The following is a 16,190-nucleotide window of genomic DNA, read 5'->3' on the forward strand; positions in this document are numbered from 1 at the left end:
AGGCAGTCGTGAGCATCTTTGTCCGCATGAAACGTTCAGTAGTCGCCTTGGCTCTGCTAGCAGGCGCACTTGTGTACACCGCGGCTCCCGCGCAGGCCGCGGCAACCACGCTCGGTGACGTCACCGGCTTCGCGGCCGACAGAGCGACGTACACCCTCAGCGCCGGCCCGGCGAAGGTGCGGGTGGTGTTCCTGAAGGACGACGTCTTCCGGCTGTGGATGGCGCCGGACGGGAACTTCACCGACCCCGCGAACACCCCGCCCACCGATCCGGGCGCCCCGGCGTCCAACATCGTCACGAAGACCGACTACGGCACGCCGCGGACCTCCTGGCGTGATCGTGGCAGCTACTACTCGCTCACGACCGGCAAGATCGAGGTCCGTGCGCAGAAGAGCCCGCTGAAGTTCTCGCTGTACCGGTCGAACGGGCAGCTGGTCTGGTCCGAGGCCGCGCCGCTGTCCTGGACCGACACGTCCACGACCCAGACCCTGGCGCGTGGCGCGAACGAGCAGTTCTTCGGCGGCGGCATGCAGAACGGCCGCTTCTCGCACCGGGACCAGACGATCAAGGTCTCCAAGGACTTCAACTGGGAGGACGGCGGCAACCCGAACGCGTCGCCGTACTACATGAGCACCGCGGGGTACGGCGTACTCCGGAACACGTTCGACCCGGGTAGTTACAGCTTCACTAGTCCGGTTGTAACTACTCACGATGAGAAGCGGTTCGACGCGTACTACTTCGTCGGCGATCTGAAGACCTCGCTCGACCGCTACACCGAGCTGACCGGCCGGCCTTTCATGCCGCCGATCTACGGCCTCGAGTACGGCGATTCGGACTGCTACAACCGTGGCCACTACGCGACGGACCCGGATCCCAGCAACGACTGGAAGGTCAACCCGGACAAGGTGACCACGCTGGACGCGGTGAAGGTCGCACAGCGGTTCAAGGACGAGGACATGCCGGGCGGCTGGATGCTCGTCAACGACGACTACGGCTGTGGGTATTCCGCCAACACCGACTCCGAGCAGGTCGACGGCACCTGGTGGGGGAAGCGCGACATCCCGGCGCTGAAGCAGACCGGGGACGAGTTGCGCCAGCGGAACATCCAGATGGGTCTGTGGACGCAGTCCGACCTGGACAGGCAGCCGGCCGAGGTCGGCGACGCCGGTGTGCGCGTGCGGAAGCTCGACGTCGCGTGGGTCGGTCCTGGCTACCGGTACGCGCTGAGCGCCTGCGACACCGCGCATGACGGTATCGAGCAGTACAGCAACGCCCGCGGGTTCGCGTGGATGGTCGAGGGCTGGGCCGGCGCGCAACGGTGCGCGGTGCAGTGGACCGGCGACCACAGCGGCTCGCTCGACGCGATCAAGTGGCAGATCCCGGCGATCACCGGGTCCGGCAACTCGGGTATCGCGTACAGCGCGGGTGACGTCGACGGCATCTTCGGCGGCAGCGCCACGTCGTACGTGCGTGACCTGCAGTGGAAGGTGTTCAACCCGGCGTTCATGAGCATGTCCGGCTGGTCGACCCCGGCGTACAAGCAGCCCTGGGCGTACGGCGACCCGTACACCTCGATCAACCGCAAGTACCTGAAGCTGCGCGAGCGGCTGCTGCCGTACTTCTACACGTACGCCGCCGAGGCACACCGGACCGGAGCTCCGCTGAACCGGTCGCTGGTGCTGGAGTACCCGAACGACCCTCGCACCTGGGACGACACCACGAAGTACGAGTTCCTGGCCGGCAAGGAGTTCCTGGTCGCGCCGATGTACGGCGCGGACGAGGTGAAGAACGGGATCTACCTGCCGGCCGGACGTTGGGTCGACTACTGGACCGGTCGCGTGTACCAGGGCCCGACGACGGTCAACGGCTACCACGCGGCGCTCGACACGCTGCCGCTGTTCGTGAAGGCCGGCGCCGTCGTACCGATGTGGAAGTCCGGCATCAACAACGCCGCCGAACAAGGCTTCGGCGACCGCGTGACCGTCGACATCTACCCGTCGGGCAAGTCGTCGTTCAGCCTCTACGAGGACGACCGCGTGACCCGCTCGACGAAGTCCGCCACGCAGACGTTCGCCGTCGACGCACCGACCGACGGCCGCGGCGACATCACCGTGACCATCGGCCGCAGCAACGGTTCGTACGACGGCAAGCCCGCGGCACGCCCGTACGAACTGACGCTCCACACCGGCACCGCCCCGCACAACGTCACCATCGACGGGCGTCCGGCCAAGTGGAGCTTCGCCAACGGGGTCGTCACGGTGCAGACCGCGTCGATCGCCACCTCGCGGTCCGCCGTGGTCCGCCTGTCCGGCACCTCTTCGGTCGGCGGTCCGGACGTCAGGAACACCTTCGGCACGCCGGAGCTCACGACGCCGTCGCTGTGGAATGCGCCTGGCCAGGCAACCGAGGTGACCGCGACGTTCCGCAACAGCACCTCGGACACCGTCCGCAACGTCGATCTGGCCATGCAGGTTCCGGCCGGCTGGACTGTCACGGGAGCCAACCGGTTCGCGTCGGTCCGGCCCGGCCAGACCGTCAGCACCAAGCTGCAGGTGACACCCGGTGCGGACGTCAAGCCGGCGAGCTTCACCCTGGCATTGAAGGCAAGTTACGTTGCCCAAGGCAAGAGCTACTCCAACTCCGCTTCGGCGACAGCCGAGTTGCCGTACGCATCGTTGTCCCAGGCAGCCAACCTGGTCGGCATCAGCGATGCAAACACTTATAAACAAGGCAATTTCGACGGATCGGGTGACAGCTTCAACGGCGAAGCGCTGGCAGCCGCCGGCTACTCGCCGGGCGCCACGGTCACGGTCCAGGACGCTCAGTTCACTTGGCCGACCGGAGCTCCGGGGACGCCGAACGTGGTGAAGAACCAGTCCGCGCCGATCTTGGTCTCCGGCACGGGATCGCACCTTGCTCTGCTCGGAGCCGGCGCGAGTCTCAACGCTCGCGGTACCGTCACCATCATCTACACCGACGGCACCACGTCCGAAGGCACCTTCCAGTTGCCGAACTGGTGCTGCCAGGACCCGACCACCGGCGGCGCCAAGCTCGCCGTCTCGGTCAAGGGGCGTTACACACCAGCGGGTCTGGGCAATACGACGACGGACTATCGCGTCTTCTACACCGCCGTACCGCTCGATCCCGGCAAGACCGTGAAGGCGATCAAGCTGCCCGGCGGCGGGCTCGGGTTCTTCGCCGCCACGATCGCCGACAAACCGTTGCCTCCGGCACCTACTGGGGAGAACTGGGTCAGTGACCTGGAGTTCCTGGACTCGACCAACGGCTGGGGCCCGGTCGAACGCGACCACAGCAACGGTGAAGACGGAGCCGGCGACGGCGGCCCGATCACGCTGGACGGGGTCACGTACGCGAAGGGCCTGGGCGCACACGCACCTTCGTCGGTCAGCGTCCAGCTCGGCGGCAACTGCACCACGTTCACCAGCAGCCTCGGCATCGACGACGAGATGGAGGACCGCGGCAAAGTCACCTTCAAGGTCCTCACCGACGGTGTCGCCAAGTACACGTCCGACCAGTTGACCGGCACGTCCCCCACCGCCACCACAACAGTCGACGTCACCGGCGCCCAAACCCTCACCCTCCAAGTCACCGACGGAGGCGACGGCAACACCAGCGACCACGCCGACTGGGCCAACGCCAAACTCACCTGCAAACCCTAGAAAGACCTACCTTCCCACTCTCGCCCACCGGCCCACCCTCGCCCGCTCCGGCCCACCCGCCCGCTCTCGTTTGCTGGGTCCACCCACCAATTTGGTGGGTGGACCCAGCAAATCGGGGGTTCCCCACGCTTATACAGGGTGTGGAACCCCCAACAGGATGGGTCCACCCACCAAATGCGTCGCAGGCGGGGCGGCCGGGGCAGACGGGGGCGGCGACGAGGATGGGAGGATGGCGGCGTGGATCAGTTGACGGGGTACGACGTGGCGGGACTTAGGGCGGCGTTCGGGGCTGCGGGCTACACCGTGGACGGGGTGGCCGAGCGGCTTGGGGAGCAGGCTAATGGGGCGTTGGGGCGGAACGAGACGGCGCCGGCGGTTCGGCGTACGGGGGCGGGGGATGCGCTTGACACGATGATTCGGTTGTTCTTGTTGCAGCGTCCGGTGGCGGAAACGCTTGTGGGCAAGGCGTTTCCGGGGATCGATCTAGTTGCTCTGGGCATCGTCGCGGTATCGGGCGGCGAGGCGAGGGCGGTGCTCGACATCCGGCCGTTCGCGGAGGACGAGCGGGAGTGGTGGGTGGTTGCCGACCCCACCCCGGGGCTCGACGGGCGGCGGGAGCCGATGCGGTCCGACTACGTGCTCGGGATCGCGCCGGCCAGCCTGAGCCTGATTCACCTCACCGTCCCGATCAAGGCGGATCGTGCGCTCGACATCGGCACCGGCTGCGGCATCCAATCGCTGCACCTCGCCGACCGCGTCAACCAGCTCGTCGCCACCGACGTCAACCCGCGTGCGCTGCAGCTGGCCCGGTGGACGGCGGCGCTCAACCACATCGACCTCGACGTCCGCGACGGCAGCCTGTACGAGCCGGTCCGCGGTGAGCGGTTCGACCTGATTGTCAGCAACCCGCCGTACGTCATCTCCCCGCCCGGCGGCGACCTGACCTACCGCGAGACCGGGTACGCCGGTGACGCCGTCGTCGAGCAGCTCATCAGGCAAGCGCCGGACCACCTCACCGACGGCGGCTGGTGCCAGCTGCTCGCCAACTGGACCTGCGTCCGCGGCCAGGACTGGCAGGACCGCATCGCCACCTGGACAGCGGACCGCTCCGCCTGGGCCGTCCAGCGCGAGCAGCTCGACCCGTCCGAGTACGTCGAACTCTGGCTGCGCGACGCCGGCCTGCACGGCTCACCGCAGTACACCACCAGATACGACGAGTGGATGCGCTATCTGGACGACCAGAACGTCGAAGCGATCGGCATGGGCTGGATCAGCCTGCACAACGTCGAAGGCACCCTCGACGCCGAGTCCTGGCCGTACGAGATCGAGCGTCCCATCGGTCCGCACGTCCTGCACCGCTTCGAACGTCTGGAAGGTCTCCCCGCCGACCTGACCGCGCTGCATTTCCGCGTCGCCGACGACGTCATCCAGGAGACCACCGGCCAACCGGGCGCCGAGGACCCGGCCACGATCGTTCTGCGACGCCAGCGTGGCATGCGCCGTGCGGAGCAGGTCGACACCGTGCTGGCCGGCTTCGTAGGTGCTTGTGACGGTGATCTGAGCACCGGCCAGATTCTCGCGGCCCTAGCGGACCTGATGGACCGCCCGGTGGTCGACGTACTGTCCGACTACCTCCCGCAGATCAGAAACCTCGTCGTGGAAGGCTTCCTGAACTACTGAGCCGCCCGCCGGCGCCGGCGCTTCTCGGCGTACATGCGCCGGTCGGCCTCGGTCAGCAGGTCACTCACCGACGTACCGTCTGTGCTGCTCGCCTGCCCCACACTCAGCCGCAGCATCGCGAACCACGGCGCCAGCGCCTGCGCCGCCTCCCGGTCCGCCGCGGTCTTGATCCGCTCGACGAGCTCGGGCGCGCCACGCTCGTCCGGATTGTCGAGTACGACGACGAACTCGTCCCCGCCCGCCCGCGCCACCACGTCCTCCGCGCGGCACTGCTCCTTCAGCAGCTGCCCGACACGCCGCAGTACCTCATCACCACACGCATGTCCGTAGCTGTCGTTGACGACCTTCAGGTTGTCGACATCGATCGCGATCACCGCCACCGATCGACCCGAGTCCCGCGCGACCGACATCCGCTCGTCCAGAGCGCGCCGATTGCCGACACCGGTCAGCGGGTCCTCACGAGCCGCCCGCCACTCGGCGTCGTGCCGAATCGACAGCTCATGGCTCGCCAGCGCAGTCCGTACGGCGTACAGCCCACGCAGCCGCTCCGCCCACCACCCTCTGCTGATCGCCCGCGCATACTGCAGCCCGGTAGACGCACCGACGTCACCTGACTCGGCCACGATCCGTACGGCGGTGTGCCGGATCAGCGCCTCGACCGGCGGATCCGACGTCGGCGGCAACTCGCTCGCCGACCGTCCCGCGGCCTCCATCGCCTCGTCGACCCGGCCGAGCGTCAGGTACGCCCTGGCCAAGTACGCGCCCGCGATCGAAGCCAGCTCGAGATCACCGATCTTCGCCAACTGGTCGCGACAGTCCTTCAGGATCACGACGGCCTCGGCCCCGTCCCCGGCGTCGTTGCTCGCCGCGAGCCACATCCGCCCGACCATCGGCCAGTACCCGAGCAGGTCGGCCGCGAGGATCGCGTCGACCGCCTCACCCGCCCACCGATGCGCGGCCCGCCGGCGCTGCTTGATCTCCTCGTCGTACGACGTGTCGCCGAGCCGCTCGAGCTCGTGGGCCCAGCGCAGGTTCGACTCGGCCAGGTTGAGCCGGTTGATCGCGGGCGCCTCGGGCAGCCCGAGCGGATCGTGATCACCCTCTGCGGCGAGCTCGAAGTGCGGGATGCACAACTCGTACAGCCGGAGCAGGTCGTAGGCGTAGCCGAGGCCGGTGTGCGCCCAGCCGGCCAGACCGAGATCGCGGGTCCGTGACAGCGCGTTCTCCGCGGCGACCAGGTCCGCGACCGAGTCACCGCCTTCGCCGGTCCGGATCAGCGTGACGATCCGCAGCGCGATCGCGTTCGCCTCCCAGCCCGGCTCGTCGATCGCGCGGGCGACCCGGATACAGCCGTCGACGGCGTCCAGCGCCTCGATCGCGTCGGTGGCGTGATGCGCCGCGACGGCCCGCACGTACTCCGCCGCCGCCCGCTCGTGACTCGGCTCCGGATCCAGCTCGGCCAGCAGCTCGTTGAGCTCGAGCCCAGCCTCGGCCGGACTGCCCGACTGCGCCCGCGTCATCGCCGCCGCGATCCGTGCCGTCACCCCCGACGTCTCGCGCACCACACCTCCCTACCCTGACTCACTTGTTGCAAGTGCCCGTCACCTGTTGCGGCGCTTGTCCTCGTAGAGGCGCACATCCGCCCGCGCGATCAACTGCTCGACACCGAGTCCCTCGGCGGTTGCTGCGTATCCGAGGCTCAGCCCGAGCCGGCGCAACCACGGCTTCTCCGTCGACGCCGCGATCGCCTCGACGGCGATCCGGATCCGCTCGGCCAACTGGGCACCGCCTTTGGCGTCGGGCTGATCGAGGACCACGAAGAACTCGTCGCCTCCCGATCGAACCACGGCATCGGTCGCTCGCGCCTGTTCTACCAGGAGATTTGCCACAACCTGCAGCAATTCGTCCCCGCAGGCGTGCCCGAAGGTGTCGTTGACGATCTTCAGGTTGTCCACATCGATGGCCAGCAAGGTGACCGCCCGCCCGGAGTCACGGGCCGCCGTCAGCCGCTCGTCGAGCGCGCGGCGATTCCCCACGCCGGTCAGCGGATCCTGCCGCGCCGCGTGCCACTCGGCGTCGTGCCGGGCCGGGAGATCGTGCACGGCAAGCGCATGCCGGACGGCGTTCAGCGCCCGCTGCCGCTCCTTCCACCACCCACGCGCGACCGAGCGCGCGTACTCCAAGCCGGCCACGGCTCCCGGCGTACCTTCGAGAGCATCGATCTCCGAACGGGTCTGCAGGACGAGGACATGTGTCGATGGGTCGGCCAACGGAATCAGGTCGTCGGCCGCCCGGTCCGCCGCGGCCTTGGCCTCCTCGAGCTTCCGCTGCGCCTTCAGGGCCCTGGCCAGGTACGCGCCGGCGATCGCGAGCCGCTCGGTCTCGCCGAGCTTGCTGATCTCGTCGCGGATGTCGGTCAGCTCGGCGACCGCATGCTCCGGGTTCGCGGCGGTAACGGCCGCGGCAAGCCACAGACGGGCGCTCAGACGCCAGAACTCCTGGCTCTCGTCGTTGACTATCACCCGCTCGGCCTCACGCGCCCAGTACGCCGCTGACGCCAGGCGCTCCTCGATCTCCCTTGTATACAAAGGATCGCCGAGGCGCTCGAGCTCATGGGCCCAGCGCAGGTACGTCTCTGCGAGGTTCAAGCGATCGATCGCCTCGGACTCGGCCAGCTCGAACACGTCCTCGTCGAGCCCGGTCGCCAGCTCGTAGTGCGGGATGCAGAGCTCGAACAGCCGCAGGACGTCGTACGCGTAGCCGAGGCCGGTGTGCGCCCAGGCGGTCAGTCCCAGGTCCTTGGTCCGGCTCAAGGCCGCTTCAGCCGCGACCAGGTCGTTCACGGTGTCGCCGCCGCGGCCGCTGCGGGCGAGGTTGATGATGCGGATCGGGAGGGCGTTCGCTTCCCAGCCGGGTTCGTCGATCGCCCGGCCGACCTCGATACAGGCGTCGACCGCCCGCAGCGCCTCGTCGGCGTCACTGGCGTGGTGGGCCGTCACGCCGCGCACGTACTCTACGGCAGCCAGCCGGTAGCTCGGCTCCGCACCCAGCTCGGACCGGATCGCCTCGATCTCCGCCGCGGCCATCGCATGCCCGCCGGACTGAGCGGCGGTCATCGCGGCGGCAATCCGGGCGGTCAGCTCATCGCCCGTCGCCATCTCCCCAATCCCCATACCCGCCGACGGCCCTTCCCTGTTCCGTCACCCGCACCTCGGGCCGGACCGCCCATTGTGACCACCCACCCCGCATCCTGTCACGACCCGATCCGGCCAACGACCACCTAGTGCCACAAAGACACTACTCACGAGAACCACCAGTGCCGCAATTTGCCCTGCCCTCAGGGGCAGGGTTCTAGGGTCGGCGGGGTGAAATTCGCCGTTGCATACAGCACACCAGGGCAAGGCATGGATCCGGACCGTCTGGTCGAGTTCGCCCAGCACGCGGAGGCCTGCGGGTTCGAGGGGCTGTACGTCCCCGAGCACGTCGCCCTCTACCGCGGCGCGTCCTTGGGCGGCTTCGAACTGCCGACCACGCTCGAGTACGCCGATCCGCTCGACCTGCTCACGTACGTCGCTGCGGCGACAGACCATCTCCTGCTGGGCACCGCAGTACTGCTGCTGCCGTACCACCACCCGGTCACGCTGGCGAAGCGCCTCGCCACCATCGACGTACTGTCCAAGGGCCGGATGCGCCTGCTGACCGTCGGCCTAGGCAGTCTCGCCGGCGAGGCCCACGCCGTAGGAGTCGACTACGCCACCCGAGGCCGCCGAGCCGACGAGGCCATCGACGTACTGCGCCTGCTGTGGTCGGGCGGACCGGACGGGGTCAGCCACTCAGGCGAGTTCTACAACTTCGAGAACCTCACCAGCTACCCCCACCCGCTGGCCTCCCTCCCCATCCACATAGGCGGCTCCTCCCGCGCCGCCGCCCGCCGAGCCGCCCTCCGCGGCAACGGCTACTTCCCAGGCGGCAACCTCCCACCCACCGAACGCGCAGCCCAGTGGGACCTGGCCCGCAAGACATCTCCTCGGGACAACCTCGAATACACCCGCTGGGCGTCTACCGACCTAACCCCCGTGGCCGTTCACTCCTACGCCCGGCAAGGCGTTACCCGCCTGGTGATCAACCCCCAGTCGCTGGAAGACCTGACCACCTTCGCCCACCGCTTCAGCTTGTCCTGACCGGCTTCCCGTTCTCGCAGTACCAGACCGAGCCGTCCTTCGCCGCGGTCAACGCCACCTCGACCCGGTCCGCCAGCAACGGCTTCACCAGGCTTCGTGTCTCGGCCGGGTCGTAGAACCCGGCCGACACGATCTCCCCGTCCGGGAAGGTGAGCTCTCCAACCTCAGCGTCGCTCAGCACACCCCCGTCGAACACAAACACAATCGCCTCCGGCCGCCCCTCGTACGTGTGCACGTGGTCCACCACCAACAGCCGCCCGATTCCCCGCTCCCACCCAAGCTCTTCCCGCAACTCCCGAGCCGCCCCGTCCCACGGCGACTCGTCAGCCTCAACCGCTCCCCCCGGTATCTCCCAGTTGACCTTGTACGACGGCTCAACCAGCAGCACCCGCCCATCCCCCGCCCGAAACACCACCCCAGCCACCACCCGCTTCCGAGCCAACCCAGCCGCGTACTCCACATCCACACCCACCACACCCTTCCGTCAGCCCGATAGACGACCATCCCCCCACAAGAGTTCGCCCCAACTGCCGACCGGACGACGGTTCGTGTACTGCGGCGCAGCCCCGGACGAGCAGGTGTAGCGGACCCGTGCCCGTGGTCCCGGAAACACATCCGCCTCGCCGGATGTGGGCGAGGCGGATGGCGGGTTGCGGCTGCCGCGGAGCGGCCAAAAGTCAGCCGCCGCGAAGCGGTGTCCTTTGTCCGCCGCCGGAGCGGTGTGCTTCAGGCGGAGCGGTGTCGTTTAGACGGCGGCTTGGTTGGTTGAGGCTGCGTGGAGTTGGACGGGGAGGGACTCGACGCCGTAGACGATGGAGAAGTCGCGGAAGCGGAGTTGTTCTTCGGGTACGGCGAGGGACAAGTCCGGGAAGCGGTGGGCCAGCGCAGTGAACGCGGCGCGCAGTTCCATCCGCGCCAGCTCGGCGCCGACGCAGCGGTGCATGCCATGGCCGAAGGCGAGGTGGGCGGCGGACACGGTACGGCGGGGGTAGAAGTCCTCCGCGTCCGGGCCGAAGATCTGCTTGTCGCGGTCCGCGCCGGACAGCGACACCGCGACCAGGTCGCCCTTCTTCACCTGCTGGCCGAACAGCTCCTGGTCGTGCCGGGCGAACCGCGGGAACGCGACCTGGACAACCGTCAAGTACCGCAGCAGCTCCTCGACGATCACGTCGACGGCGCCCGGCTCGTTCCGGATCAGCTCGAAGTTCGCCGGGTCGCGCAGCAGCACCAGCGTGCCGAGCGCGAGCATGCTCGCCGACGTCTCGTACCCGCCCAGGAACACGCCGTCGGCAAGCCCGCCGAGCTCGATGTCGTCCAGGTCGTCGCCCTGCTCGCGGATGATCGACCCGATCAGCCCGTCGCCGGGGTTGGTCCGCTGCTTGCGAACGATCTCGAACAGGAAGTCCCGGGACTCCGACGCCGACCCGAACACCCCGATCCCGCCGCCGGACAGGTCGAAACGGGCCGGCCCGAGCGCGCGGAAGCGATCGCGGTCCTGCTCCTCGACGCCGAGCAGGTCCGCGATCAGCAGGAACGGCACGTTGAAGGCGAAGTCCGACACGATGTCGACGACCGGGCCCTTGGCCTCCATCTGGTCCAGCTGGTCGTTGACGATCTTCTCGATCGCCGGCTCGAGCCGGGCCAGCTTGCGCTTGGTGAACTCGGGGGTGAGCAGCTTCCGCAGGCGCGTGTGGTCCGGCGGATCGGTGAACCCGAGCCCGCCGATACCTTCCGACGGCTTGTTCGGGTCCGAGCCGACCAGCGGCCGGATGTCGTTGCTGAAGTTCGTCGTGTCGGCGAGCACGGACTTGGCCTCCGCGTGCCCGCTGACCACCCAGACGTTCAGCCCGAACAGGTGGGCCAGCTTGTGCACCGGCTCGGTCTCCCGCACCTCTGCCAACGCCGGCACCGGGTCGAGACCCTGCCGGCGCAGCGGCATCGAGACCGAGCTGGGGAACATCCGCATCTTCGACAGGTCGAGACCACCTTTGCGGGTGGTCCTACTGAGAATGCGGTTGCCGACCCATCTCTTCAGGTATGTCGCAACCATGACTTCCACGCGCCCTCTCTAGAACCCGCTGCCCCCGACGGCTTTGTAGCTCAAAGCTAACCTTGCCGGGGACCAGATCTGATGGTGTTGGCACTACTTGGGTAGTGGCGTTGGCACCACCATGGGAGGGGGCCATGGCCTGCCAGCAGAGACCTTGTCACGGACGAGCCCTCCACTGCCACCTGACTTCACCTGTACTCCGCCCTGGACCTCGACATGCCGTTGCTCGGGGAGGATTCAGGGAAAAACAAGACGAAAGTCGGATGCGTCGTACCCCACCAGGTAGTTGCCCCGAGCCTGCATCACCTGTGAGCGCTCAGAGATAGTACGGCGTGACGATGCGCAGTACGTCGGCCAGCTTGGTCTTGACCTCTTCGCGTCGCGGGATCGGCGTGAGCTTTTTCTCATCCCCGACCCGCAGACCGTGATCGGCGAACACGTATACAACCCGCAACGTGCGGATCGTGTTCGTCACCTCGGGAGTGATGCCTTCGGCCGGCGGGTTCGAGAGCGCGCGGATCACCGGGTCGAGCCATTCGACCGCGTCGGACTCGGTCAGGTCGTCGCGGGTGAGCGTCGCGGCCAGCGCGTACCCGAGCCGGTCGTCCTCCATGTCCCGCAGCACGTACGACGTCGGCGTCAGCAACCGCCCGATCCCGAGCCGCAGCACCTGCATCGGCTCGACCGCCGGGTGCTGCCCGAGCGCCCCGAGCAGGTCGGCCCCGTGCGCGATCGCGTGCAGCCAGCCGAGCTTCTCGTCGTACCCGCGCAGGTCCTCCTCGGCGACATACCAGCGCTCGAACGGCGGCACCCAGTGCGGCTCGAAGACGCCCGCGGTCACGATGCAGTCGAGGATCAGCGGCGCGAAGGTCCGGACCTGGATCTCCGGGTCGCCGAATCGCGGAATCATCTCGTCGCCGAGTGCCCGCAGCTGGTCGGTCGTCAGTACGCCGCGGCCGATCCAGGTCGCGAGGACGGAGTACCCGTGCCGGTCCCGTACGACGGGATCCGGTGATCGCAGCATGCCCACCAGCTCGGCCACCAGCTCGTCCGTCGAGCGGTCCTCGGGGACCGCGTAACCAGCCTCGCGCACCTGCGCCCAATCGGTCATGCGCGGCACCGTAGACGCTGGCCGGGCCACCCGCCAACCTTTGATCAACAGGAGAAACGGCCCGCGGTCCATCCGGTCTCCCGGATGTACCACGGGCCGTCGCGGCCAGGACCCCTCAGCCCGGCCGGGCTCCCTGCCCCGGTCAGGGCCCCTCAACCTCGACCGGGGTGGCTTCTACGCGTCGCGCTTGCTCGCCGAGAAGAGGGCGATCGCCATCAGCGCGGCCGCCCAGCCGGCGAAGTACAGCAAGGCCCACCATGGTCCGAGAGCGAAGTCGCTGCCCCCGGCGCCCGGACCGGCCAGACCGAAGTCCTGGCCCTGGTTCAGGAACGAGCTGCCGTTCGCGAACGGCGCCCACTTGGCCAGGTCGTCGCCGACCTTGGGGATCAGGTTGACCAGGTTCTCGACCAGCAGCGGCCAGAGGATCAGGATCGCGATCGCACCGGCGCTCTGCCGGATCAGGATCCCGACCGCCACCGCGATCACCGCGGAGATCGCGAAGACCAGGCCCTGGCCGGCCAGCAGCCGCCACTCGGCCCCGGTGTTGATCGACAGGTCCGCGTTGCTCGCGAACAGGCTGCCGACGCCCCACGCGCCGAACGACGCGATCAGGCCGATGACACCGGACAGGAACGCCACCACCGCGGTCTTGCCGAGCAGCAGCGCGGCACGCTGCGGAACGGCCTGGAAGCTGGTCCGGATGGTGCCGAACCGGTACTCCGTGGTGACGGCCAGCGCGGCCATCACCATCATCACCATCTGGCTGAGCTGGGCGCCCGGCTGGGTGATGAAGATCGTCGCCTGCTGCTCGTCGGCACCCTTCAGGAAGCCGGTCGTCAGCGCCGCGAACCCGACGGTCAGCACGGCCGCGACGACCATGCACCACCACGGCGAACGGGTGGAGAAGAGCTTGATCCGCTCGACAGTGATCACCGACATGTCAGTTGTCCTCCTTCGGACCCGCGGCCACCTCGGCACCCGAGGGCGCGTCGAGCTGGGTCACGGCAGCGATCTCGTCGTGCGCGTGGTACTCGACCGAGTCTCCGGTCATCTGCATGAACGCCTGCTCCAGCGAACCGCGCTGCAGCGTCAGCTCGTGCAGCACGATGCCGTGCGCGGCAGCGGCCTCGCCGACCTGGTCGGTGGTCAGGTCGCCCTCGACGAAGAGCACCTTGCCCTCGTTCTCGACGTCCTCGATCCGGGTGACCAGCTGCTGCTCGTGCAGTACACCGGCCAGCTGGTCGAGCTGCGGCGTACGGACCTTGACCGTCGTGCCGCTGGCGCGGTCGACGAACTCCTGCGTCGTGCTCTGCGCGATCAGCTTGCCGCGGCCGATGACGACCAGGTCCTCGGCGGTCAGTGCCATCTCGGACAGCAGGTGGCTGGAGACCAGCACGGTCCGGCCCTCGTCGGCCAGCCGGTGCATGAAGGTCCGGATCCAGACGATGCCCTCGGGGTCGAGGCCGTTGACCGGCTCGTCGAACAGCAGCACCTCGGGGTCGCCGAGCAGCGCACCGGCGATACCGAGCCGCTGCGACATACCGAGCGAGAAGGCGCCGGCGCGCTTGTTCGCGACGGCGGACAGGCCGACCATCTCGAGCGCCTTGTCGACGGAGTCCTTCGGCAGCTTGTTGGACGCGGCCATCCAGGTCAGGTGCGCACGCGCCGAGCGGTTCGGGTGCACCCACTTGGCGTCCAGCAGCGCGCCGACCTTGGTCAGCGGCTTGTGCAGATCCCGGTAGCGCTGGCCGTCGATCGTGACCGATCCGGACGTCGGGGTATCGAGTCCGAGGATCATCCGCATGGTGGTCGACTTGCCGGCCCCGTTCGGGCCGAGGAAGCCGGTCACCCGCCCCGGTTTCACCTCGAAAGACAGGTTGTCAACGGCAACTGTTGCGCCGTATCGCTTGGTGAGGCCCTTTGCCTCGATCATCGCCGTACTCCTCTTTCGGTGGCGCACCTGGTAGTGGACTGTGTAGCACTCAGTATCGAGGTCAGCGGGGCCTGGATCATCGGACCCCGGGCGGATCCGGTGTGTCCACCCGTGGGTTGATTCTGCCGTCCGCCGGATGCCGGCTGCTATCGGTTAAAGCCCTGACCACGACCCCGACGATCCCCTATCAGCGGGTCTTCCCACATCAGCCGAAAGTCGACGGACCGCCGTACTTCGGTCGGTAGCAGGTGGAAGTGACTACCAAACGGCTCAGACCACCGGGACGCCGTACAGCACCAGGTTGTGGGTGTAGCGATTCGCCTTGTGGTCGTACGCACCGGTGCAGGTGACCAGCACCAGACGCGGCTTCCCGGCGCCCTGGAAGAGGTCGCGCGGCAACGCACTCTGCAAGTAGGTGCGCCGAGCCACGATCTTGTACCGGTGCACGTGTCCGTCCCCACCCGTCACCGAGACCTTGGCACCGACGGGTACTTCGGACAGCCCAGCGAACACCGCGCGCCCGGAACGGGCCGTATCCACATGTCCGGCAAGCAGCACAGTCCCGCCCTCGGAGCCCGGCGCCGCGCCCGCAGCCCACCAACCCACGGCATTCGGCGACGCCGGCATCTGCAGCTGGCCGTCACTCCCGGTAGCGACCGGCTGCACCGGCGCGTTCTTGACACCTTGCAGTTTCAACCGAACCGGCGGAATCGCAGCTTCCCGGTCCTCCACGCCCGCACCGGCTGACGGTACCTTCCCGGTGTTGCCGGGCGTCCCGAAGATCATGACGAGCCCGGCCACGAGAGCTCCGACACCGAGGACGCGCCGCCGCATCGACTTCTGCTTACCGACCAGGAGAAGCAGCGCTCCGAGCCCGAGCAGGACCAGAGCCGCCCGCGAGCGTGCCTGCTGGGCGTCGCCGACCTGACCGCCGTTCCCGGTGGGCACGACCGGTTTGGTCGTGACGACCTTGCAAGGACCTGCCACCATCTGCAGATCCATCTCGACGACGGGCTTCGCGCCCTCGGCCACCGACTCGACCGCCGGCGAGGAGGCCTTGGGCAGGTCGCCGTTGATCAGCGCGAGGTACTGCTGGTGCTGCGTCCGCTGCAACGCGAGCCACGCCGCGTCGTACTCGCTCGTCCCCGACTTGGCTCCGACGGCGTCGAGCTGCCGGAGCTGTGCCGTCGACGGCAGCGTCGGCAGTTTGATGCCGAAACGGGTGGCGAGCTCGGTCTCCTGCGCGGCGAGCTTGCGATGGTCACGTTCCAGCTGGACGGCCACGGTCCGCACGCACGAGCTTTGGCCCTGCGAGTTCGCCGCGTGGGCGGCGACGATGATCGTCAGATTGAACTGGTGGGCCGCGATGAGGTACGTCGAGTCCGGCGTCGGCGGCGCGGCGTCCGCCTGCTGTGCCGCCGCCCAGAGGCCGGCCATGAGCACGATGATCAAAGCAACTGTCCGCCGGAGAGACATCGACCGTGCCACCTCCCAACGGACGTTTCGACGTACAAAACAGTACGGGCGTGGGGTGGTCCCGGTCCACGCGAAACGG

General features: G+C 68.2%; 11 protein-coding genes. 3 read left to right on the plus strand and 8 right to left on the minus strand.

What is annotated here, in order from left to right; translation table 11 throughout:
• The first annotated feature begins 26 nt into the window (after positions 1-26).
• Positions 27-3,680, plus strand: coding sequence for an NPCBM/NEW2 domain-containing protein (locus ABT313_RS14900; protein ID WP_350852781.1), 3,654 nt, complete (start codon positions 27-29; stop codon positions 3,678-3,680).
• A gap of 237 nt (positions 3,681-3,917) precedes the next feature.
• Positions 3,918-5,360 (plus strand): DUF7059 domain-containing protein, encoded by a 1,443-nt coding sequence (locus tag ABT313_RS14905; protein WP_350852784.1) that lies wholly within the window; start codon positions 3,918-3,920, stop codon positions 5,358-5,360.
• On the opposite strand, the gene ABT313_RS14910 is transcribed toward ABT313_RS14905, so the two are convergent.
• Both ABT313_RS14910 and ABT313_RS14915 read right to left on the minus strand, forming a co-directional pair.
• Positions 5,354-6,922, minus strand: a complete 1,569-nt coding sequence (locus ABT313_RS14910) for a GGDEF domain-containing protein (RefSeq protein WP_350852787.1) — start codon at positions 6,920-6,922, stop codon at positions 5,354-5,356. The two genes, ABT313_RS14905 and ABT313_RS14910, sit on opposite strands and share 7 nt — an antisense overlap.
• Positions 6,923-6,961: 39 nt before the next feature.
• Positions 6,962-8,518, minus strand: coding sequence for a GGDEF domain-containing protein (locus ABT313_RS14915; protein WP_350852790.1), 1,557 nt, complete (start codon positions 8,516-8,518; stop codon positions 6,962-6,964).
• A 207-nt stretch (positions 8,519-8,725) separates the two neighbouring features.
• On the opposite strand from ABT313_RS14915, the gene ABT313_RS14920 reads away from it, so the two are divergent.
• Positions 8,726-9,541, plus strand: coding sequence for a TIGR03619 family F420-dependent LLM class oxidoreductase (locus ABT313_RS14920; protein ID WP_350852793.1), 816 nt, complete (start codon positions 8,726-8,728; stop codon positions 9,539-9,541).
• Here the strand turns inward: ABT313_RS14920 and ABT313_RS14925 are convergent.
• The 6 genes from ABT313_RS14925 to ABT313_RS14950 form a co-directional block, all read right to left on the minus strand.
• Positions 9,528-10,016 (minus strand): NUDIX domain-containing protein, encoded by a 489-nt coding sequence (locus tag ABT313_RS14925; protein WP_350852796.1) that lies wholly within the window; start codon positions 10,014-10,016, stop codon positions 9,528-9,530. The genes ABT313_RS14920 and ABT313_RS14925 overlap by 14 nt on opposite strands.
• Before the next feature lie 270 nt (positions 10,017-10,286).
• Entirely contained in the window at positions 10,287-11,591 is a 1,305-nt protein-coding gene (locus tag ABT313_RS14930) for a cytochrome P450 (RefSeq protein WP_350855092.1), read from the minus strand.
• Positions 11,592-11,907: 316 nt separating this feature from the next.
• Positions 11,908-12,702, minus strand: coding sequence for a DUF2785 domain-containing protein (locus tag ABT313_RS14935; protein ID WP_350852799.1), 795 nt, complete (start codon positions 12,700-12,702; stop codon positions 11,908-11,910).
• A 174-nt stretch (positions 12,703-12,876) separates the two neighbouring features.
• Positions 12,877-13,641, minus strand: a complete 765-nt coding sequence (locus tag ABT313_RS14940; RefSeq protein WP_350852802.1) for an ABC transporter permease — start codon at positions 13,639-13,641, stop codon at positions 12,877-12,879.
• 1 nt (position 13,642) lies between these two features.
• Positions 13,643-14,635, minus strand: coding sequence for an ABC transporter ATP-binding protein (locus tag ABT313_RS14945; protein ID WP_350852805.1), 993 nt, complete (start codon positions 14,633-14,635; stop codon positions 13,643-13,645).
• Positions 14,636-14,905: 270 nt separating this feature from the next.
• A complete protein-coding gene (locus ABT313_RS14950; RefSeq protein WP_350852808.1) occupies positions 14,906-16,111 on the minus strand; it encodes a DUF4142 domain-containing protein in 1,206 nt (401 codons plus the stop codon).
• Positions 16,112-16,190: the final 79 nt, after the last annotated feature.

Origin of the sequence: Kribbella sp. NPDC000426, assembly GCF_040300265.1 — a bacterium.
Classification (GTDB): Bacteria; Actinomycetota; Actinomycetes; order Propionibacteriales; family Kribbellaceae; genus Kribbella.